Here is a 19,823-nt window from a genome sequence, read left to right as displayed (position 1 = left end):
AATCACGGGGTACTTTCATGCCGATTCTCTTTTTGAGTGATTCCGGCCTGCATGGGGACTTGCTGTTCTCACTTGTTTCAGAATCTATTCCTTTCAGTTGGGAAAAATCGGATTTCGGTAAACAGAAACACTGCCTGAAGACTTACGATGCCATTGTGGTCGACTGCTTTGGACTATCGTCAAAATCCACGCCCAGTGCTGAATTCAATTACCTGAAGAATATTGATCACTCAAAAGTGATCCTTATCAACATCCCGCAAGAGCTTCCAGCGCATATCACGCAGCCTCTTGAGAGCCGGAAATTTTCCTTTCTCTGCGACAATCGGGCCAGTCAGAAAGACCTGATCAAAAAACTGGAATATTCCATTCAGAACACCCGCTCGCAATCCGAACCAGATCCGCGCTCGCAACTTCTGCTCACCAAGCGGGAACAGGAAATTCTCGCCCAGCTGACGACCGGTGACCCGAACAGCATCATCGCCTCGCGCCTGCATCTGAGCGAACACACCGTCAAAAATCACATGTACAACATTTACCGGAAGATCGGAGTCAAGAACCGGCTTCAGGCCAGTAACTGGGCAAAGCTTCACCTGCAGGTCGAGCGGATATGAATCCCCTGGTCCGGCTCGCTATACCGCTGTTCATCACTCTTTTCAGCCTGTCTGCGATCACCTGGGCTCAGGAGGGCGACTCCAGTGCACTGGAAGAAGGTCCGGGGCAATCCGACAGTGGTCAGATCGAAGATGAGATCAGCGGATTTAATATCGATCAGACCATCACCCGAACGGGACATGATTTTGCGCGCTATATGAGCGAATACCGCAACCTTCACTACCCGGATAGCACCTACAACCTGACCATTCAGGAGCGCCCCTCCGCACGCTGGGGCAATCTGATCTGGGTGACTTACAACAACAAAACTGTCTTTCGACAATTTATCAGTCCCAGTACCAACAATATTCGCGCAGTCGCCGAAGAAACGTCAAAGGCCATTCACGAGATGGTGCTTCAGGAAATGGTCCGACAGGCATTAACCGATCACTTCGATCTAGGAAAGGATGAATTCTAATGAAAATCAACAGGCTGGCCGCACTGGCCACGGCTCCCATCCTCCTCTTTGCAGGGGCCCATGGGCTTGCCTCTCAACTGATCTACGAACCGGTAAACCCTAATTTTGGCGGGAATCCACTGAACGGTAGTTATTTAATCCAGAACGCGCAATCACAGGATGACCACGAGGATCCAGATAATCCGGCGGACCTGTACCAACAGCCCAGCGCGCTCGATCGCTTTACCGATTCACTGGAAACCCGCCTGTTGAACCAGCTCCTTACCGATGTGGGCGACGGCAATAGTGGCGAGTTGGTCACCGATGATTTCATCGTGCAAATTGTCGACAACGACGGACAGCTCACCGTACTCATCACCGACCGCACCACCGGCGATAAAAGTGAAATCATCGTCAGTGGGCTGAATCCAACCAACTGAATCAACCATCTGGCCCGAACAAAGCACCAAATTCGGCACAACAGGAACTACACGAGAGGAAGTACAGCTATCGAGTCCTAGATGTACCCGGGACTGATCCGTGAGCCCTGAATAATCACGAATAATATTGGAGATAAGCGTGATGTTTTTAAGAGGTACAAAACTGGTTGCAGCCCTGTCTTTCGTAACCGCATTGGCAGGATGCACGGCCGTAAAAAATACCGGCGACGCCATTTTTGGCCCCGGTGAAGAAACCGCCAAACTGACCCCGAGAAATGAAACCTACCGGGACCTGCTCAGCCTGCCGCAACCGAAGGGTAAAATCCTGGCAGCGGTGTATAGCTTCCGCGATCAAACCGGGCAATATAAACCTTCACCGGCGAGTAGCTTTTCCACTGCTGTAACCCAGGGTGCGGCGTCTATGTTGATGAACGTACTCAACGAGTCCGGCTGGTTTATCCCGCTGGAGCGCGAGGGACTGCAGAACCTGCTCACCGAGCGGAAAATTATTCGTGCCGCGCTCGCCAAGCCCAATGCACCAGAAAATAATCTGGCATTGCCATCACTGGTCGCGGCCAACATTCTGCTTGAGGGCGGCATTGTGGCCTATGACACAAATATCAAAACCGGTGGTGCCGGCGCTCGCTACTTTGGCATTGGCGCCGATGAGCAGTATCGGGTCGACCAGGTAACCGTTAACCTTCGTGCCATCGATATCCGTTCTGGCCGGGTGCTGCATACGGTTCTGACATCCAAAACTGTTTATTCAAAAGCTATCAGTGCTGATGTATTCCGCTACGTGAAGTACAAGCGGCTGCTGGAAATCGAGGCGGGTACCACAACCAATGAGCCCGCTCAGCTCGCCATGCTGTCCGCGATGGAGTCCGCGGTCATTCACCTGATCAGCAAGGGTATTGTCGACAACTCCTGGGCTCTGCAAAACCCGGATGACATAAACAGCCCAGTGCTCCAGTACTACCTCAATGAAAGCACGGCGATTATGTAGAAACAGACACTTCACTCTCCAGTAAAAGTATAGAAGCCGAGGTAGGGATGGAACCGAGTACGAGCCGCCATCAGCGAACAGCACTGGCAATGATGCTGTTCCTGTCCACAGGAACAGTATGCGCTGACGATTTTTCGGCAGCCCAGGAGTTATCTGCTGTCAGCGAACTGGATTTGTACAGTGTTGGGGCTTCGGCAAACCTCGCCGTGATCCACCAGGAAGGGAACTTCAATCATATTGCCGCAGACCAGTCTGGCACGGTTAACTACCTTTCCATTCAACAGTCTGGCTACGGCAACCTTCAGATCGTCAATCAGATCGGCAAGAGCAATAGCATGATTACCAGTCAGCAAGGGGAAAGTAACATCGCCGTATTGCTGCAGGCGGGCTATGAGAATCTTATTTTACTGGAACAGATTGGCTTTGCGCACAAGGCGGGTATCACGCAATACGGTATTCAGAATTCGGCGACCGTCGAACAGATAGGTCTGGCACACCAGATCACTATCAATCAGCGCGGTAATGGGTTACATACAGCGGTTACCCAGACAGGGGTTTCGATGACAACAACGGTCAACCAATATGACTGATGCAAGATTCACCAGGTGCAAAAAGACGCTGGCTGGCTCCCGGTTATCGAACCTGACGATAGCAACCCTGTGCCTGCTATCGGGCTCAAACGTGGCGTATACACAGGAGTTATTGCCCTATCAGCACCAGATCCCCATCGAAGATATCCCTGCGATAACGGAACAGGTCAACACCGGTTCCGGAAATACACTGACACAACAACAGGATGGGGAAGCGAATACTGCCGATGGTGGGCAGCTGAACGAAAGCGATAGCACCATTGCGCAGATACAGGATGGCACGCTTAACAAGAATTCTGCGTTACAGGCGTACGGTGCGCAAAATTCGATTTCCAGCAGCCAGTTTGGCGCACAGAACTCCGTACAGATCACCCAGATTTATGTGTTTGATAATGCGACCACCAGCCAGCAGGTCGGTTTTGGAAACGAGCTCGGGGTGGACCAGACAAACGGAAACTTCAACGAAGTGCAGACATTGCAGGCTGGCGTGATAAACCGGGCCGAGGTGTCTCAACAGAGAAGTATCTACAGCCGTGGCTACGTCAACCAATATGGCAATGACAACACGACGTTAATGCGACAATCCGGCAGTGGAAGTTTCTCGGCCACAAGTCAGGATGGAGCGTTTAACTACGCCGCCACCCAGCAATCCGGGCTGGCTCAGGATGCTGAAATACTGCAGAGCGGTATTGCCAACCAGGCAGAACTCGCGCAAGACGATAGCTACAACAGTGTCAGCACCTTTCAGAGTGGTTCGTTCAATCAAATTGCTGTATCGCAAAGTGGCACCTTTGGGCTCGGAGGAGGCCATCAGTCTCTCGTCAATCAGGTCGGAAACCTTAATGCCACATCGATCAATCAGGCCGGTATTTCCTCGACTGTCATCGTCACCCAGTTTGGGCACGGCAATTCAGTGTCACTCAGCAATTGAGCCAATAACATGACGGGGCCAATTGCTGCCCCGCATACCACTCTACCTCAACACTCTGCCCGTGCTTTACGCCCAGTCACTATTGCCTGCAAACGCCTTCATCGATACTAAAAAAGCGCCACAAAAAGTATTGCGCGCCAACTCTCAACCTTTCGGTTATCAAACCCGGCTAATCAGAATGAATACTGATTAAAAACTGTACTTTTTTCCTAGTCTTTCATGACTTCCCTCCTATAGCGACCCACCCAGCCAGCGACAACACTCAATACCAAGGTGAACATTTTTTGTTCTTTCTGTCCAAAATTCAAACCTGACGCCCAAGGTTTGAACAGGCAAGAAGAATCGTGGGACACCCCACCGGAAATCGTTCGCAGGGCGACTGGGTACTCATGAGATTAACCTGATCTCAGCTTGGTACCTCGCCCGATAAGGAATATGGCGCTGCTTTCAGCACCATTGAAGATCAGTTCCGCCCTCGGGGCTGGTTGGATTCTAACGTCCGAAGTAAAGGAGCAACTCATGAAGACGTTTTCCCGTATCGCTGCTGCCATCGCACTCGTAACCAGCGGCAGTGTTTTCGCAGACGACAATATTGCTGTTCAAACCCAAGTTGGTGCTTTCAACCTGGCGACCTCTACCCAGCTGGAACTTATCGGTGGCTTCAACGAGGTTTATCAAACCCAAGTTGGTGTACTTAACCTGTCTACCGCTTTGCAGCTCGGTGTTATCAGCGCATTCAATGACATCAACCACTTCCAGATTGGTGCACTGAACAACGCTTTCTCCCTGCAGAACGGCTTCATCACCATCGACAGTGATGCGACCATCAACCAGGCGGGCGTGCTCAACAACGCGACTACCTTCCAGAGCAACTCCTTCTTCAACGATGCCACCATCAACCAGGTTGGTGTTCTGAACGACGGTAACATCGGCCAGAACGAATCTGCATTCAACGATGCAACCATCAACCAGGCCGGCCTGCTGAACCAGGCGAACATCAACCAGTCTGCCAGCATCGGTAACACTGCCGTTGCCAATCAGTTTGGTATTGCCAACCTTGCTAACCACCTGCAACAAGGCAACGGCAACACCTCCGTTTCCAGTCAGTTCGGTGTTCTGAACGTTGCTGATGTTTTGCAAGTGGGTAACGGCAATGACTCGATGATCACCCAAGTGGGCGCTCTGAACATTGCTGATCACGACCAGTTCGGCGATGACAACCTGGCTTCTACTCTGCAAGTTGGTGTACTGAACGTCGCCTACGTAGGTCAAACTGGTGACGGTAACGCCGCGTTCACCGCACAGGGCGGCGCACTGAACCTGCACATCACCGCTCAAACTACTGACAACAACCTGGCCGTTGGCACTCAAGTGGGTGTTGCTAACCTTGGTGTAATCATCCAGTAATACACCGACAGAAGTTTCGGCGGCCGCGAGGCCGCCGATTACTGCACCAGGTGTTCGGGATAAACCTGAACTTCCTTTGACGTAAGCAGTAGAGGGGTTTCCAATGAAAGCTTTCCACTTTTGTGCGTTAGCTGCTGCATTGGCGACGAGTGGTTTAGCCTCAGCGTCAGACAACGTTGCCATCCTCACACAAACGGGATTCGGTAACGCAGCGCTCATCGATCAGACGGGCATGGATGGCAGTGTCATTATCAAGACACAGACTGGCGGCCTTAACCAAAGCAGCTCGGTTGTAGCCTCATTCGGTAGTATTACCCAGCACACTCAATTCGGGCTATTCAATGACGCCTACTCGTTACAGGTCGGCGGTCAGGACAATAGCAATGCGATTTTTCAATTGGGTGTAAACAACTGGGGTACCGTACTTCAGATTGATGCCACCAACAGCGAAGCCTACATATTCCAGGTAGGCGACAACAACAGCGCCAATATTTTGCAGCTTGCCGGCAGCGATAATCTGGCCACCATCACTCAATTTGGTTCATTGCACAACGGGAATATCGGGCAGATTGCCGCCCAGGATTCCGATGCGCATATCACCCAGTTTGGTGTTGGACAGCAGGCCTTTATTACGCAAACAGGCATGGGGCAGTACTCCAATATTCTGCAAAGCGGTACTTACAACGTCGCATTTAGCACACAGGCCGGTCAAGGCAACAGTTCTGACATCAGTCAGGACGGTGTCGCCAACTTCGCCAGCGTGACACAGACGTCGAATTTCAATACCGCCCTGGTGACGCAAGATGGCATTGCCAACATGGCCGTAATTTCTCAGGCTGGTGTACTTGGCGGCAACACCGCCATCGTCAGTCAGAATGGCCTGCTTAACAATGCCTATATCAGCCAGATCTCCGCATCAAACACTGCGATTGTTTCGCAGACCGGTATCGGAAACCAGGCTAATATCTTGCAGTAAATTGTGAAGTAAGCGGAATATGTTTGCTCAAAATTAAAAGGGCGGTCTATTGACCGCCCTTTTTTATTTTTGGGAGACTGACAGTTAGATGTGTTCTACCGAATCAATCTCATACTCGATGGCACCCGATGGGGTGTTTACCACGACAATATCCCCTTCCTCCTTGCCAATCAGCGCACGGGCAATCGGGGAGTTCACGGAAATTTTCTTGTTCTTCACATCAGACTCATCGTCACCAACAATTTTGTAGGTCACTTCACTGTCGTCTTCCAGGTGAATGATGGTCACGGTAGTACCGAAAATCACCTTGCCTGAAGGCTCTATCGCTTTAACGTCGATCACCTGTGCCAAAGACAGCTTGGCTTCGATTTCCTGAATACGGCCTTCGATAAAACCCTGCTTCTCACGCGCAGCGTGGTACTCGGCGTTTTCTTTCAGGTCGCCGTGTTCGCGGGCTTCGGCAATGGCCTGCACCACGGCCGGGCGCTGTACTTTTTTCAGATCTTCCAGTTCGGTGCGCAGTGCGTCTGCGCCTTCAACAGTCATGGGTACGCGGTTCATGGGAACCTCCACATTCTCAGTGTTTCGCGACCGGTCAATGCCGGCCGCAATGGTTATTTAATAGCGTTCTTTAACGAAAAAGCTCCGCCAAACGGCGGAGCTTTTCAGGTACACCACTAAAAAGCAGTGCAGATTGGCTCGCTGATCAGCCCTGCAGGCGCACTACACGCTGATGCAGCTCCTGCAAGCTGCGTACCTTGTGCGGCTCGGCAATCTGCATGGCCATGGCCATGGCACGCGCCGCCGCCAGGGTGGTGGTGTAGCAAACCTGGTGGTTTTCCGCACTGCGGCGGATGTCCGCGGAATCGCGAATGGCCTGGCGGCCTTCGGTGGTGTTCACCACCAGGGCGATTTCGTCGTTTTTGATCATATCGACGATATGCGGGCGCCCTTCGCTCATCTTGTTCACCGTTTTAACGGGAATGTCCGCTTCTTGCAAGACCTTGGCGGTTCCGCGGGTAGCCACCAGCTCGAAGCCGAGGCCGGCCAGCTCGCGGGCCACGTCCACCACACCGGGCTTATCCACATCGCGCACGGAGATGAAAACCTTGCCGGATTCCGGCAGTGCGTCGCCGGCGCCAATCAGGCCCTTGTCGAAGGCTTCGGCGAAGGTCTCGCCCACACCCATCACTTCGCCGGTGGATTTCATTTCCGGGCCGAGGATCGGGTCTACCTTCGGGAACTTGTTGAACGGGAATACAGACTCCTTGACGGAGAAGTAGTCCGGAACAATCTCGGTAGTAAAGCCCTGCTCTTTCAGGCTGATACCGGCCTGACAGCGCGCGGCGATCTTGGCCAGGGAGGTGCCGATACACTTGGACACGAACGGCACGGTACGGGACGCGCGCGGGTTCACCTCGATCACGTAGATCTCGCCGTCCTGGTAGGCCAGCTGGGTGTTCATCAGGCCAACCACACCCAGTTCACGGGCCATGGCTTTGACCTGCTCACGCATTTTGTCCTGAACCTCAGCCGGCAGGCTGTAGGGCGGCAGTGAGCATGCGGAGTCACCGGAGTGTACGCCACACTGTTCAATGTGCTGCATGATTGCGCCGATGACCACGTCCTGGCCGTCGGATACCGCATCGATGTCCACTTCGATAGCGGAGTGCAGGAAGTGATCCAGCAGTACCGGTGCATCGTCGGAAACTTCCACCGCTTCCTTCATGTAGGTCTTGAGTTCGTCTTCCTTGTAGACGATCTCCATGGCGCGGCCGCCCAGTACGTAGGAGGGGCGCACCACCAGCGGGTAACCCACTTCTTTCGCGCGCTGGATGGCTTCGAACTCGGAGCGCACGATGGCGTTTTGCGGCTGCTTGAGGCCGAGGCGCATGATCATCTGCTGGAAGCGCTCGCGGTCTTCCGCGCGGTCGATCTGTTCAGGGGTGGTACCGATGATCGGCACACCTTCGTTGGCCAGGAAGCGCGCCAGGTTCAGCGGGGTCTGGCCACCGAACTGTACGATCACGCCCACCGGCTTTTCCTTGCGCACGATTTCCAGCACGTCTTCCAGGGTGACCGGCTCAAAGTAGAGGCGGTCGGAAGTGTCGTAATCGGTGGAAACCGTCTCCGGGTTACAGTTGACCATGATGGTCTCGTAACCGTCTTCGCGCATGGCCAGTGCCGCGTGCACACAGCAGTAGTCAAACTCGATACCCTGGCCGATACGGTTTGGACCGCCGCCGAGTACCATGATTTTTTTCTTGTCCGTCGGCTCCGCTTCACACTCTTCATCGTAGGTGGAGTACATGTAGGCGGTGCTGGTGGAGAACTCTGCCGCACAGGTGTCCACGCGCTTGTAGGCGGGGAAGACACCCATCTTCTGGCGGAATTCACGCACGGTCTTCTGGCTCACGCCGAGCAGATCCGCGAGGCGCTTGTCGGAGAAGCCTTTGCGCTTCAGGAAGCGCATGGTCTCGGCGGTTAGCGCGGAGGTGGGCATGGACTTCAGCGGCTCTTCGATATCCATCAGTTCCTTGATCTGTACCAGGAACCAGGGGTCGATGCCGGAAAGTTCGTACACTTCATCGATGCTCATGCCCACGCGGAAGGCATCGCCCACGTACCAGATACGCTCGGCGCCTGGTACGGACAGTTCGCGACGCAGGCGCTCCATGGAGCCCACTTCTGCGGCGTCGATCTTCGGCTCGAAACCGAAGGAGCCCACTTCCAGACCGCGCAGGGCTTTCTGCATGGATTCCTGGAAATTACGGCCAATGGCCATCACCTCACCCACGGATTTCATCTGGGTGGTCAGGCGCGCGTCCGCTTCACCAAACTTCTCGAAGGTGAAGCGCGGAATTTTGGTCACAACGTAGTCGATGGACGGCTCGAAGGACGCCGGCGTGGCACCGCCGGTGATGTCGTTCTGCAGTTCGTCCAGGGTGTAACCCACCGCCAGCTTGGCCGCGACCTTGGCGATCGGGAAGCCGGTGGCCTTGGAGGCCAGTGCGGAGGAGCGGGATACCCGCGGGTTCATCTCGATCACTACCATGCGGCCGGTTTTTGGATCCATACCGAACTGCACGTTGGAACCGCCGGTTTCCACACCGATCTCCCGCAATACCGCGATGGATGCGTTACGCATCAGCTGGTATTCCTTGTCGGTGAGGGTCTGCGCCGGGGCTACGGTGATGGAGTCGCCGGTGTGCACGCCCATGGGGTCGAAATTTTCGATCGCACAGACGATGATGCAGTTGTCGTTTTTGTCACGCACAACTTCCATCTCGTACTCTTTCCAGCCGAGCAGGGATTCGTCGATCAGCAGCTCGTTGGTGGGCGACAGGTCGAGGCCGCGTTTGCAGATCTCTTCAAATTCCGGCCAGTTGTAAGCCACACCGCCGCCGGAACCACCCATGGTGAAGGACGGACGAATGATCACCGGGAAGCCGAATTCTTCCGGTACCTTCTTCGCTTCCTCCATGGAGTGGACGATCTTGGCGCGCGGGGTTTCCAGGCCGATGGCCTTCATCGCCTTGTCAAACAGGTCGCGGTCTTCCGCTTTTTCGATGGCGTTTTTGTCCGCACCGATCAGCTCACAACCGAATTCCTTCAGCACGCCGTGCTTGTCCAGCGCCAGCGCACAGTTCAGTGCGGTCTGGCCGCCCATGGTGGGCAGGATGGCGTCCGGGCGCTCTTTCTCGATGATCTTGGCAACGGTCTTCCACTCCACCGGTTCGATGTAAGTGGCGTCCGCCATCGCCGGGTCGGTCATGATGGTGGCCGGGTTGGAGTTCACCAGGATCACCCGGAACCCCTCTTCCCGCAGCGCTTTACACGCCTGGGCACCGGAGTAGTCAAATTCACAGGCCTGACCGATGACGATGGGGCCCGCGCCGATGATCAGAATGCTTTTAATGTCTGTGCGTTTTGGCATCTTTCTTCCGTATCTAGCCGGCCGCAGCCGGTGGATAAAATTCTGGTCTTCGTTTCAGTAGAGGCGGCTTAGCGGCGCGCTTCCATCATCTCGATAAACTGGTCGAACAGCGGCGCCACGTCATGCGGCCCCGGGCTCGCTTCCGGGTGACCCTGGAAGCTGAACGCCGGTTTGTCCTTCAGTCGAATGCCCTGCAGGGTGCCGTCGAACAGAGATTTGTGGGTAACTTCCACATTCTCCGGCAGAGAGTCCATGTCCACCGCAAAACCGTGGTTCTGCGCGGTGATCATCACCTTGGTGGAGTTCAGGTCCTGCACCGGGTGGTTGCCGCCGTGGTGGCCGAATTTCATTTTTGCGGTCTTGGCGCCTACCGCCAGGCCCAGCAGCTGGTGACCCAGGCAGATGCCATAGGTAGGCAGGCCGGTGTCGAGGATTTCCCGGATCGCCTTGATGGCGTAATCGCAGGGCTCGGGGTCGCCGGGGCCGTTGGACAGGAAGACACCGTCCGGGTTCATCGCCAGCACCTCGGATGCGGGGGTTTCCGCCGGTACCACCGTGATGCTGCAGCCGCGGTCCACCAGCATGCGCAGGATGTTGCGCTTAACGCCGAAGTCGTAGGCCACCACTTTGTGGGGCTGCGCCGCCGGTGCCGGCTTGTGGCCCTGGCCCAGTTCCCAGGTGCCTTCGTTGAAGTCGTACTTCTCCTTGGTGGAGACGACTTTCGCCAGATCCATGCCTTTGAGGCCGGAAAACTCCTGGGCTTTTTTCAGCGCTTCCGCTTCATCGATGCCTTCACCGGCAATGATGCAACCGCTCTGGGCGCCCTTGTCGCGCAGAATACGGGTCAGGCGGCGGGTATCGATATCGGCGATGCCGACGATATTGCGCGCCTTGAGGTAATCCTCCAGGGACTGCTCGTTGCGAAAGCTGGAAGCCAGCAGCGGCAAGTCGCGGATCACCAGACCGGCAGACCAGATCTCACCGCACTCTTCATCTTCCGAGTTGGTACCGGTGTTGCCGATATGAGGGTAAGTCAGGGTAACGATCTGGCGGGCGTAGGACGGGTCGGTCAGGATTTCCTGGTAACCGGTCATGGAGGTGTTGAAAACCACCTCACCAACAGTTGAGCCTTCCGCGCCAATAGCGCGACCGCGAAAGACACTGCCATCGGCGAGCACCAGCAAAGCCGGGGTGGTGCTGGGCATCAGGGATTCCGGCGTGGGAACGGCGTTGTTCAATTCAATCTCCAGTCGTCAGAACAGCTTCCGGGCAGGGTGAGAGGGCGCACCTGAACAGGTAATTCAGGGTGCGTGCCAGGTGAAGTTTCAGCTGCAACTTTTTCCCCTGAGCCCTTTATAAAAAAGCGAGATGAAACCTACGCTTCATCTCGCTTCGTTATAGAGTTCTTCTCGGGCGCTCACTGCGGCATGTACCTGGGCTCTCACGGTGTGTCCGGCAACCGGTTTTTCGGTTGAGTGGGCGGGGAAATCCGCCAGCACCGGCGCAATTTTGGGGCTGGAAAGCCACGGGCCCTGCTGCCTGCTCCTCGACCGCGTGAACACGGGAAGAAGCCATTCTGGCGCGGGAAACTTCGGTGGGACCTTTCCAAGCCGGGCGCAGATTCTACGGGAAAACGGCAGTAATCGCCAGTACAAATTTACGCCAGAGATCACTCTCCGGGACAGCCAGTCAGAAGGAAGGCGCGAATCGCCGCTAGTTCGCGGCGCGGGTCAGGCGGAACAGGCTGGTGCCCATTTTCAGTTCCGCGCGGTCAAGACGGGTCTTGTTCAATTGCAGGGACAAATTGGCGCCGCTGCCGGAGAACTCCACCATGCCCCCCAGCAGGGTAAAACGGCTGACGTCGCTGACGGTCAGCACCGGAAAGAACTCCAGCGCGCCCACTGTCTTGGCCATGAGCTCCCTGTCCATTTCACCCCCCATCACCACAATCTGGCAACGCCGCATGCGCATGGTCTCATCGTCGTTTACCGTTTCCAGTTCAACCAGGCGCCCCTGGATACGGTGCCGGTGAAATCGCACGCTCAGTGGTGGTATCAGCGCATCGTCGCCCACCACGCAGATACGGAAAGGCGCAGCGGAACCGTTGAACACCTCAATGGGCCACTGGAAGTGGTGGGCAAAATGGACGATGTAGTCGACCATGACCTTACGGCCAAGGTCCGTATCGGAAAGGTAATCCGCACGCGCAGGGGCGGCGGCAAGCGCGCTGGATACAAGGCAGCAGCACAGCAGACGACAGCAGGCCGACGTCATCTTGGCGGTCAAAATAGCGAACTTGAACATCTATGGGGTCACCGGCGCGAATAATGGCCCCACCGGGAAATTAGCGGTGGGGCTCCCCAAAGACTAGTCTCGCCCAGCCTCCCCCACCACGGGGGGAGCACAAGCCGGGCGCCAGAAAACGTACACCGCTGGCCCCGGGGCAGTCACTCAGTTTTCTCCGTCCCCAACAGGTATCGTCGGGCGCCATTTCAGCGCCTTCTCGATGGCCATGATCATAGAGCCGGCCACATCCTTGCGGGTGGCGCTCTCGATACCTTCAAGACCCGGCGAGGAGTTCACCTCCAGTAGCAGCGGCCCCTTCTTGGAGCGGATGATATCCACACCGGCCACTTTCAGGCCGAGTGTTTTCGCCGCCTTGATCGCCAGCTTGCGCTCTTCCGGCAGGATTTTGACCACCGACGCGGTGCCACCCTGGTGAATGTTGGCGCGGAACTCGCCCGGCGCCGCTTCCCGCTGGATGGCGGCAAAGACTTTACCGTCCACCACAAACAGGCGCAGATCCTTGCCCTGAGCCTCGCGAATAAACTCCTGCACCAGCAGATTCACCTTCAGCGACTTGAACGCATTGATCACCGACTCCGCCGCCTTGCGGGTTTCCGCCAGTACCACACCGCGCCCCTGGGTGCCCTCGAGCAGCTTCACGATCAGCGGTGCGCCGCCCACCATTTCAATCAACTCATTGGTATCCATGGGCGAGTTGGCGAAACCGGAGATCGGAATATTCAATCCGCCTTCCTGCAGCAGCTGCAGGGAGTAAAGCTTGTCCCGGGACTGACTGATGGCCTGGGAACCATTCAGGGCGTAGACGCCGATACTTTCAAAGTGACGGGTAAGCGCGCAGCCGTAAAACGTCTGGCTTGGGCGAATACGCGGAATGACCGCATCCAGGTTGTTGAGAATGCGGCCGTCCCGGTAGTGCACCTCCGGCTCGGCGGAATCCAGCTTCATGTAACACTGGCGAATATTCAGGAACGTCATGCGGTGACCGCGTTCGGCACCGGCTTCCATAATCCGCTGGTTGCTGTACAGATCCGGGTTCGACGCCAGCACACCAATTCGCAGACCCGTGCCCGCTATATGGTGCTCGTCGTGGTAGTACTCTTCGATTTGACTGGGCGGGATTTCCCCCAGGCAAAAACTCTCCGACGGGTCCACCAGCATGCGCCCCATCATCGCCTCGCGGCCGAGCAGCATGCGGTAACCCATGGAATCCCGGTTGGTCAGAGTCAGTTCAATGTCCCAGACACTGCCGCCAATACTGATACTGGTTTTGATCACAAGGCGCTTTTCCGAATCGCCGGAAGAACTGCGTATGGTTCTGCGGTCCAGTACACGCGCTTCACAGCGCACCCGAGGGCGACGCAGATTCTGCAGAGGATGCGCCTCGAAGCTCACCCACGGCTCACCGCCACGGTTGAATTGCTGGATGTTGTAGGCGTGCAGACAGGAAGTCTTGGCTCCGGAGTCCACCCTCGCCTTGATCGCGGGAATCCCCAGACTCGGAAAGGCACACCACTCTTCACTGCCAACAATGATCTTTTTATCCAAGTGTCGCTCCTTAAAAGCGTGTAATACCGCGAGGTGACGTGGCGTTACTTCAACCCCAGCACATCGCGCATATCGTATTGGCCGGCAGCGCGGCCGGTTAACCAGGCCGCGGCGCGCACGGCACCGCGGGCAAATGCCAGACGACTGCTGGCCTTATGGGTGATTTCAATGCGTTCGCCGTCGGCGAGAAAAGACACCGTATGCTCCCCCACCACGTCGCCGCCGCGCACAGTGGCAAATCCAATGGTTTCGCGCTCACGGGCCCCGGTCTGGCCCTCGCGGCCATAGACTGCGACCTTGGACAGGTCCCGCCCCAGGGTATCGGCAATCACTTCTCCCATACTGAGCGCGGTACCGGAGGGAGCATCCACTTTGTGGCGATGGTGGGCCTCGACGATTTCAATATCCACGTCATCGCCCAGCACCCGCGCCGCGGTTTCCAGTAAGTTAAAGCACAGATTCACACCGGTGGAAAAATTGGTCGCGAAACACAGCGGGGTTTTATCGCCCGCGCTCAACATCTGAGCGCGCTCGTCCGCGGTAAACCCGGTGGTGCCAATCACGATAGCCTTGCCGCGCTCGGCACAGTAGGCCGCATTGGCGAGCGTGGCCTGCGGTGAGGTAAAGTCGATCAGCACATCGAACTCGGCCTTTTCCAGGCTGTCCACAATTGCCAGGCCATTGCGGCCGAGACCGGCCACCTCACCGGCATCCACACCCACCAGGCTCGACCCGGGGCGCACGATGGCACCGCTCAGCCTGGCCTTACCCTCTTGCTCTGCATAGGACACAGCCTCCGCCAGTACCCGGCCCATACGGCCACCAAACCCTGTGATTGCAATGTTTACTGACATATTCCCTGACTCTCCTGCTGTACCGAGGTTCCAGTCGCTCATCGGCCTATTTTCAGCCCGACCGAACGAAAGCGGCGGATTCTACCCCGGTTTTTCGGCGCACCCCACCAAAAAGCATGACGGCGCCAACACTGTGACATCCGCCACAGCGAACAAAGCTACCAGAGAACTGACCCGGGAGTTCACCTTGTGACACAGAATTCCTTCACTAGACTTTGAATAGCCCGAATGAATGGAGCGCCTCTTGATGTTTAGTGACACGCAAAACTCTCTCTGGTCCAACCTGTCCGCCGCCATCCTGGCAATACTGCTCTCCACCATACTCTCCTTCCCCAGCCACGCCTCTGATAGCCAGGCTTCCGATAGCAAGCTGGGATCAATGGACGACTTCTGGGAGAAATACGACGATATCGCGGACTGGATAACCCTGCGCCTGAAGCTGACACCGGAGCAGGAAGAGAAGGTTCTGCCTCTCCTGGAAAAAAACTTCGAATTGCAGATGGCCATTATGGGCGACTACGGCATCAAGCCAGACAAGATGGTCCCCGAGTTGACCGAGGAACAGAAAGAAGAGATTGATGCAAAGATAATTGCGGTGCGCGCGGCAACCCGAGTGGAAGCCATCAGCGTCTTGAGTGAAGAGCAACTGGAAGAGCTAAAAAAAATCCAGAAGGAATATCACCAGGAGCTTCGTGCGAGGCTTGAGGAAAACTGACACCAACAAAAAAGCCCGGGCTTTACAGACCGGGCTTTTTTGTAGCGTGAACCAGAACGTAACAGCGCACAGCGCTTACAGTTTCATATCACCAAAGAAATTCTTCACGCCCTCAAACCAACCGGTCTGGCGGGGCGAATTTTTCTTCTCGCTCAGGGTACCGGCGAATTCTTCCAGCAGTTCTTTCTGCTTTGTGGACAGGTTTACCGGGGTCTCCACCACCACACGGCACAGCAGGTCGCCCGGGGCACCACCGCGCACCGGGGTGACACCCTTGCCGCGCAGGCGGAACAGCTTTCCGGTCTGGCTCTCGGCCGGGATCTTCAGTTTGACCTTGCCATCCAGGGTCGGCACTTCCATCTCGCCACCAAGAGCAGCGGTCACGAAGCTGATCGGCACTTCGCAGTACAGGTTTTTACCATCGCGCTGGAACAGCTCATGCTCGCGCACCATGACCTGTACATACAGATCGCCGGCCGGGCCGCCATCGGGGCCGGCTTCGCCTTCACCGGCCAAGCGAATGCGATCGCCGGTATCCACACCGGGCGGTACCTTGACCGACAGGGTTTTGGTTTCTTCCACGCGACCGCGACCGTGACAGTCGGTGCAGGGATCGGTGATTACGGTACCGCGCCCGCGACAGTTGGGGCAGGTCTGCTGAACCGAGAAGAATCCCTGCTGCATGCGCACCTGACCGGCACCACCACAGGTGCCGCAGGTCTGGGGTTTGGAACCGGCCTTGGCACCGGAGCCATGACAGGTGCCACAGTTGGCCAGGGTCGGCACCTTGATCTTGACCGTGGTGCCGCGCACTGCGTCTTCCAGATCCAAGTCCAGGTCGTAGCGCAGGTCGGAACCGCGTGCCGGACCACGGCGGCCGCCACCGGCGCCGCCACCAAAGATATCGCCAAACACGTCACCGAAGATATCGGAGAAACCGCCAAAGCCGCCGGCACCGGCGCCGCCTGCCTGACCGTCAACGCCGGCGTGACCGAACTGGTCGTAGGCCGCTTTCTTTTGCGGATCGGAAAGCACTTCGTAGGCCTCGTTGGCCTCTTTGAATTTGTTTTCCGCCTCTTTATCGTCGGGGTTGCGGTCCGGGTGATATTTCATCGCCACCCGGCGGTAAGCTTTTTTCAGCTCCTTTTCATCCGCGCCTTTGCTGACGCCGAGGACTTCGTAGTAATCGCGTTTGGACATAGCTCTGTGTGTTCTTCTTAAAACTGCAGAAGGCGCGAAAGCTCAGCCGAGCCTCCGCGCCTTTTTTTAAACCCTCCCGGAGCCAGCTCAGGGAGGGTTAGGACAAGTCGTTGACTCGTGAAGAGTTACTTGTCTTCTTTCTTGTCGTCTTTGACTTCTTCGAACTCAGCGTCCACTGCATCGTCACCGCCGGAAGACTGTGCCTGTTCGGCCTGCTCCGCGGCGGCTTCGCCGGCTTGCGCCTGCTCTGCATACATCTTCTGCGCGACAGGGCCGGAGGCTTCGGTCAGCTTGGTGGTAGCCGCTTCCATGGCCGCCTTGTCGTTGCCTTTTACCGCTTCCTCGGCTTCTGCCAGAGCGGCGTCGATTGCGGCTTTCTCTTCCGCAGTCGCCTTGTCACCGGCTTCTTCCAGAGTTTTCTTGGTGGCGGAGATCAGGCCGTCGAGGGTGTTGCGGGTGGTCACCAGCTCCTCGAACTGCTTGTCCGCTTCGGCGTTGGCCTCGGCGTCCTGTACCATTTTTTCGATCTCGTCATCGGACAGGCCGGAAGAGGCCTTGATCACGATGGACTGCTCTTTGCCAGTCGCCTTGTCTTTGGCGTGCACGTGCAGGATACCGTTGGCATCGATGTCGAAGGTTACTTCGATCTGCGGCATGCCGCGCGGTGCCGGCGGGATGTCAGCCAGGTCGAAACGACCCAGAGATTTGTTCTGTGCCGCCTGCTTGCGCTCACCCTGCACCACGTGAATGGTCACCGCAGTCTGGTTGTCGTCAGCGGTGGAGAACACCTGGGACTTTTTGGTCGGGATGGTGGTGTTCTTGTCGATCAGCGGAGTCGCCACGCCACCCATGGTTTCGATACCCAGGGTCAGCGGGGTTACGTCCAGCAGCAGTACGTCTTTCACGTCACCGCCCAGAACCGCGCCCTGAATCGCTGCACCAACGGCAACGGCTTCGTCCGGGTTCACGTCTTTGCGCGGCTCTTTGCCGAAGAATTCGGTGACCTTGGACTGTACCAGCGGCATGCGGGTCTGACCGCCCACCAGGATCACTTCGTCGATACCAGAGGCAGACAGGTCGGCGTCGGCCAGAGCAGTTTTTACCGGCTCCAGGGAGCGGGTAACCAGGTCTTCTACCAGGCTTTCCAGCTTGGCGCGGGTCAGTTTCACAACCAGGTGCTTGGGACCGGTGGCGTCTGCGGTGATGTACGGCAGGTTCACTTCGGTCTGCTGGCTGGAAGACAGCTCGATCTTGGCTTTTTCTGCGGCTTCTTTCAGGCGCTGCATGGCCAGTGGGTCGCCTTTCAGGTCGATGCCCTGCTCTTTCTTAAACTGCTCTGCCAGATAGTCGATCAGGCGCAGGTCGAAGTCTTCACCACCGAGGAAGGTGTCACCGTTGGTGGACAGCACTTCAAACTGTTTCTCGCCATCGACGTCGGCGATTTCAATGATGGAGATATCGAAGGTACCACCACCCAGGTCATAAACCGCGATGGTGCGGTCACCACCGGCTTTGTCCATGCCGTAGGCCAGCGCAGCCGCAGTCGGCTCGTTGATGATGCGCTTCACGTCCAGACCGGCGATACGGCCGGCGTCTTTGGTGGCCTGGCGCTGGGAGTCGTTGAAGTAGGCCGGTACGGTGATTACCGCTGCGTCTACTTTCTCACCGAGGAAATCTTCCGCGGTTTTCTTCATTTTCTTCAGCACTTCGGCAGAAATCTGCGGCGGTGCTTTCTTGTCGCCCTTCACTTCTACCCAGGCGTCGCCGTTCTCGGCTTCAACGATGGAGTAAGGCACCATTTTGATGTCTTTCTGCACAACGTCGTCTTTGAACTTGCGACCGATCAGACGCTTTACCGCGTACAGGGTGTTGGTCGGGTTGGTGACGGACTGGCGCTTGGCGGACTGGCCCACCAGCACTTCGTTGTCGTCGGTGAATGCAACGATGGAAGGGGTGGTGCGATCGCCTTCCGCGTTCTCGATAACGCGGGCCTTGTCGCCGTCCAGTACCGCCACACAGCTGTTGGTGGTACCCAGGTCGATGCCGATGATTTTACCCATGCTCTAAATCCTCACTTTGCTGCGCGCGCCGCTGCTCTGTTCTGTGTGGCCGGGCGCTGCGCTGTTTAATTCGGTTGCCTGCTTATATTGGTGCCGCCGTTCACATTTCAAGGGCGGCGCCACAGGGTTTCTGGTGAAAAAGCGAAAGGCCTTACGGCGCTTTGCTAACAACCACCATCGCCGGGCGCACCAGGCGGCCGTTCAGGCGGTAGCCTTTCTGGAAGCAGTCCAGAACCGTGTTTGGCTCCACATCCGGGTTGGGCACCTGGGTCATAGCCTGGTGCAGTTCCGGATCGAAGGGCTCGCCCGCCGGGTCGATCACTTCCACACCGGACTTGACCAGGGTGTCGATAAAAGACTTCTGGGTCAGCTCGATGCCTTCCACCACCGCCTTTTGCGCTTCATCTTCACCATCGATGGTGGAGAGGGCGCGCTCCAGGTTATCCACCACCGGCAGCAGCTCTTTGATCAGCTTCTCTACGCCGAATTTGTGGGCCTTTTCCACATCCTGCTGGGCGCGGCGGCGGGCGTTCTGCACCTCGGCCTGGGCGCGCAGCACCATATCTTTGTGGTCCGCCAGTTGCTGGTGCAGGGAAGCGATCTCTTCTTCCAGTGCACTGTCACTGCCAGCCAGCTCTTCCGCCAGCGCTTCTTCTGCGGCTTGCTGCTCTTCGGCGCTCGGGGTTTCCACCTCGGCGGCCTGCTCTGCCTGATCGCCAGTCTCGATCTGTTCTTCTTCGCTGCGCTCTTTGGCCACTGCTTTCTCCGTCTGTGTCCGTCGGACAACTGCCAATTGGTCAAAATGGG

At 56.7% G+C, this 19,823-nt stretch carries 18 protein-coding genes; 9 read left to right on the top strand and 9 right to left on the bottom strand.

Annotated features, from left to right (window positions below):
- Positions 1-17: 17 nt before the first annotated feature.
- The 8 genes from ACXAG1_RS06145 (at position 18) to ACXAG1_RS06110 (ending at position 6,398) form a co-directional block, all read left to right on the top strand.
- The gene (locus ACXAG1_RS06145) at positions 18-611 is read left to right on the top strand and encodes a response regulator transcription factor (RefSeq protein WP_475091980.1); all 594 of its coding nucleotides are present in this window, start codon (positions 18-20) and stop codon (positions 609-611) included.
- Positions 608-1,069, top strand: coding sequence for a CsgE family curli-type amyloid fiber assembly protein (locus ACXAG1_RS06140; RefSeq protein ID WP_475091979.1), 462 nt, complete (start codon positions 608-610; stop codon positions 1,067-1,069). Before ACXAG1_RS06145 ends, ACXAG1_RS06140 begins: the two co-directional genes overlap by 4 nt.
- Positions 1,069-1,488 carry a curli assembly protein CsgF gene (locus ACXAG1_RS06135; RefSeq protein WP_475091978.1) on the top strand — a complete coding sequence of 140 codons (420 nt, stop codon included), beginning with the start codon at positions 1,069-1,071 and terminating at the stop codon, positions 1,486-1,488. Before ACXAG1_RS06140 ends, ACXAG1_RS06135 begins: the two co-directional genes overlap by 1 nt.
- Before the next feature lie 142 nt (positions 1,489-1,630).
- Positions 1,631-2,494, top strand: coding sequence for a CsgG/HfaB family protein (locus ACXAG1_RS06130; protein ID WP_475093927.1), 864 nt, complete (start codon positions 1,631-1,633; stop codon positions 2,492-2,494).
- Positions 2,495-2,541: 47 nt separating this feature from the next.
- A complete protein-coding gene (locus ACXAG1_RS06125; protein ID WP_475119236.1) occupies positions 2,542-3,084 on the top strand; it encodes a hypothetical protein in 543 nt (180 codons plus the stop codon).
- 91 nt (positions 3,085-3,175) lie between these two features.
- Positions 3,176-4,015, top strand: coding sequence for a hypothetical protein (locus ACXAG1_RS06120; RefSeq protein WP_475091976.1), 840 nt, complete (start codon positions 3,176-3,178; stop codon positions 4,013-4,015).
- A 519-nt stretch (positions 4,016-4,534) separates the two neighbouring features.
- Complete coding sequence (locus ACXAG1_RS06115) at positions 4,535-5,422, top strand: hypothetical protein (protein ID WP_475091975.1); 888 nt, start codon at positions 4,535-4,537, stop codon at positions 5,420-5,422.
- A 103-nt stretch (positions 5,423-5,525) separates the two neighbouring features.
- Positions 5,526-6,398: a hypothetical protein gene (locus tag ACXAG1_RS06110; protein ID WP_475091974.1), complete on the top strand. Its 873-nt coding sequence runs from the start codon at positions 5,526-5,528 to the stop codon at positions 6,396-6,398.
- A gap of 84 nt (positions 6,399-6,482) precedes the next feature.
- On the opposite strand, the gene greA is transcribed toward ACXAG1_RS06110, so the two are convergent.
- The 6 genes from greA to dapB all read right to left on the bottom strand — a co-directional run bounded on the left by greA (position 6,483) and on the right by dapB (position 15,041).
- Positions 6,483-6,959 (bottom strand): transcription elongation factor GreA, encoded by a 477-nt coding sequence (gene greA / locus ACXAG1_RS06105; protein ID WP_475091973.1) that lies wholly within the window; start codon positions 6,957-6,959, stop codon positions 6,483-6,485.
- A 145-nt stretch (positions 6,960-7,104) separates the two neighbouring features.
- On the bottom strand, positions 7,105-10,335 hold the full coding sequence (carB, locus tag ACXAG1_RS06100) for a carbamoyl-phosphate synthase large subunit (protein ID WP_475091972.1): 3,231 nt from the start codon (positions 10,333-10,335) through the stop codon (positions 7,105-7,107).
- A gap of 68 nt (positions 10,336-10,403) precedes the next feature.
- Positions 10,404-11,540, bottom strand: coding sequence for a glutamine-hydrolyzing carbamoyl-phosphate synthase small subunit (gene carA / locus ACXAG1_RS06095; protein ID WP_475093926.1), 1,137 nt, complete (start codon positions 11,538-11,540; stop codon positions 10,404-10,406).
- A gap of 508 nt (positions 11,541-12,048) precedes the next feature.
- Positions 12,049-12,639, bottom strand: coding sequence for a YfiR family protein (locus tag ACXAG1_RS06090; RefSeq protein WP_475119235.1), 591 nt, complete (start codon positions 12,637-12,639; stop codon positions 12,049-12,051).
- Between the two features lie 147 nt (positions 12,640-12,786).
- On the bottom strand, positions 12,787-14,187 hold the full coding sequence (gene rimK, locus ACXAG1_RS06085; RefSeq protein WP_475091970.1) for a 30S ribosomal protein S6--L-glutamate ligase: 1,401 nt from the start codon (positions 14,185-14,187) through the stop codon (positions 12,787-12,789).
- A gap of 44 nt (positions 14,188-14,231) precedes the next feature.
- The gene (dapB, locus tag ACXAG1_RS06080) at positions 14,232-15,041 is read right to left on the bottom strand and encodes a 4-hydroxy-tetrahydrodipicolinate reductase (RefSeq protein ID WP_475091969.1); all 810 of its coding nucleotides are present in this window, start codon (positions 15,039-15,041) and stop codon (positions 14,232-14,234) included.
- A 247-nt stretch (positions 15,042-15,288) separates the two neighbouring features.
- Here dapB and ACXAG1_RS06075 point away from each other — a divergent pair, with 247 nt between their 5' ends.
- Positions 15,289-15,756 carry a hypothetical protein gene (locus ACXAG1_RS06075; RefSeq protein ID WP_475119234.1) on the top strand — a complete coding sequence of 156 codons (468 nt, stop codon included), beginning with the start codon at positions 15,289-15,291 and terminating at the stop codon, positions 15,754-15,756.
- Between the two features lie 75 nt (positions 15,757-15,831).
- Here ACXAG1_RS06075 and dnaJ read toward each other — a convergent pair whose 3' ends face one another.
- The 3 genes from dnaJ to grpE all read right to left on the bottom strand — a co-directional run bounded on the left by dnaJ (position 15,832) and on the right by grpE (position 19,773).
- Positions 15,832-16,956, bottom strand: a complete 1,125-nt coding sequence (gene dnaJ / locus ACXAG1_RS06070; RefSeq protein ID WP_475091966.1) for a molecular chaperone DnaJ — start codon at positions 16,954-16,956, stop codon at positions 15,832-15,834.
- 125 nt (positions 16,957-17,081) lie between these two features.
- Positions 17,082-19,016 carry a molecular chaperone DnaK gene (gene dnaK, locus ACXAG1_RS06065; RefSeq protein ID WP_475091965.1) on the bottom strand — a complete coding sequence of 645 codons (1,935 nt, stop codon included), beginning with the start codon at positions 19,014-19,016 and terminating at the stop codon, positions 17,082-17,084.
- Between the two features lie 151 nt (positions 19,017-19,167).
- Entirely contained in the window at positions 19,168-19,773 is a 606-nt protein-coding gene (gene grpE, locus ACXAG1_RS06060; RefSeq protein ID WP_475091964.1) for a nucleotide exchange factor GrpE, read from the bottom strand.
- Between the last annotated feature and the right edge of the window lie 50 nt (positions 19,774-19,823).

The organism is Microbulbifer sp. ABE4_465, assembly GCF_056160765.1.
The sequence above is the reverse complement of the archived record's forward strand: the minus strand, read 5'-3'. Positions and strand labels throughout refer to the sequence as shown.

Excerpts from the sequence above, each read along its gene's own strand:
- ACXAG1_RS06145 (WP_475091980.1), top strand. The coding sequence starts at position 18 with ATGCCGATTCTCTTTTTGAGTGATTCCGGCCTGCATGGGGACTTGCTG.
- ACXAG1_RS06140 (WP_475091979.1), top strand. The coding sequence starts at position 608 with ATGAATCCCCTGGTCCGGCTCGCTATACCGCTGTTCATCACTCTTTTC.
- ACXAG1_RS06135 (WP_475091978.1), top strand. The coding sequence starts at position 1,069 with ATGAAAATCAACAGGCTGGCCGCACTGGCCACGGCTCCCATCCTCCTC.
- ACXAG1_RS06130 (WP_475093927.1), top strand. The coding sequence starts at position 1,631 with ATGTTTTTAAGAGGTACAAAACTGGTTGCAGCCCTGTCTTTCGTAACC.
- ACXAG1_RS06125 (WP_475119236.1), top strand. The coding sequence starts at position 2,542 with ATGGAACCGAGTACGAGCCGCCATCAGCGAACAGCACTGGCAATGATG.
- ACXAG1_RS06115 (WP_475091975.1), top strand. The coding sequence starts at position 4,535 with ATGAAGACGTTTTCCCGTATCGCTGCTGCCATCGCACTCGTAACCAGC.
- ACXAG1_RS06110 (WP_475091974.1), top strand. The coding sequence starts at position 5,526 with ATGAAAGCTTTCCACTTTTGTGCGTTAGCTGCTGCATTGGCGACGAGT.
- greA (WP_475091973.1), bottom strand. The coding sequence starts at position 6,959 with ATGAACCGCGTACCCATGACTGTTGAAGGCGCAGACGCACTGCGCACC.
- carB (WP_475091972.1), bottom strand. The coding sequence starts at position 10,335 with ATGCCAAAACGCACAGACATTAAAAGCATTCTGATCATCGGCGCGGGC.
- carA (WP_475093926.1), bottom strand. The coding sequence starts at position 11,540 with ATGCCCAGCACCACCCCGGCTTTGCTGGTGCTCGCCGATGGCAGTGTC.
- ACXAG1_RS06090 (WP_475119235.1), bottom strand. The coding sequence starts at position 12,639 with ATGTTCAAGTTCGCTATTTTGACCGCCAAGATGACGTCGGCCTGCTGT.
- dapB (WP_475091969.1), bottom strand. The coding sequence starts at position 15,041 with ATGTCAGTAAACATTGCAATCACAGGGTTTGGTGGCCGTATGGGCCGG.
- ACXAG1_RS06075 (WP_475119234.1), top strand. The coding sequence starts at position 15,289 with ATGTTTAGTGACACGCAAAACTCTCTCTGGTCCAACCTGTCCGCCGCC.
- dnaJ (WP_475091966.1), bottom strand. The coding sequence starts at position 16,956 with ATGTCCAAACGCGATTACTACGAAGTCCTCGGCGTCAGCAAAGGCGCG.
- dnaK (WP_475091965.1), bottom strand. The coding sequence starts at position 19,016 with ATGGGTAAAATCATCGGCATCGACCTGGGTACCACCAACAGCTGTGTG.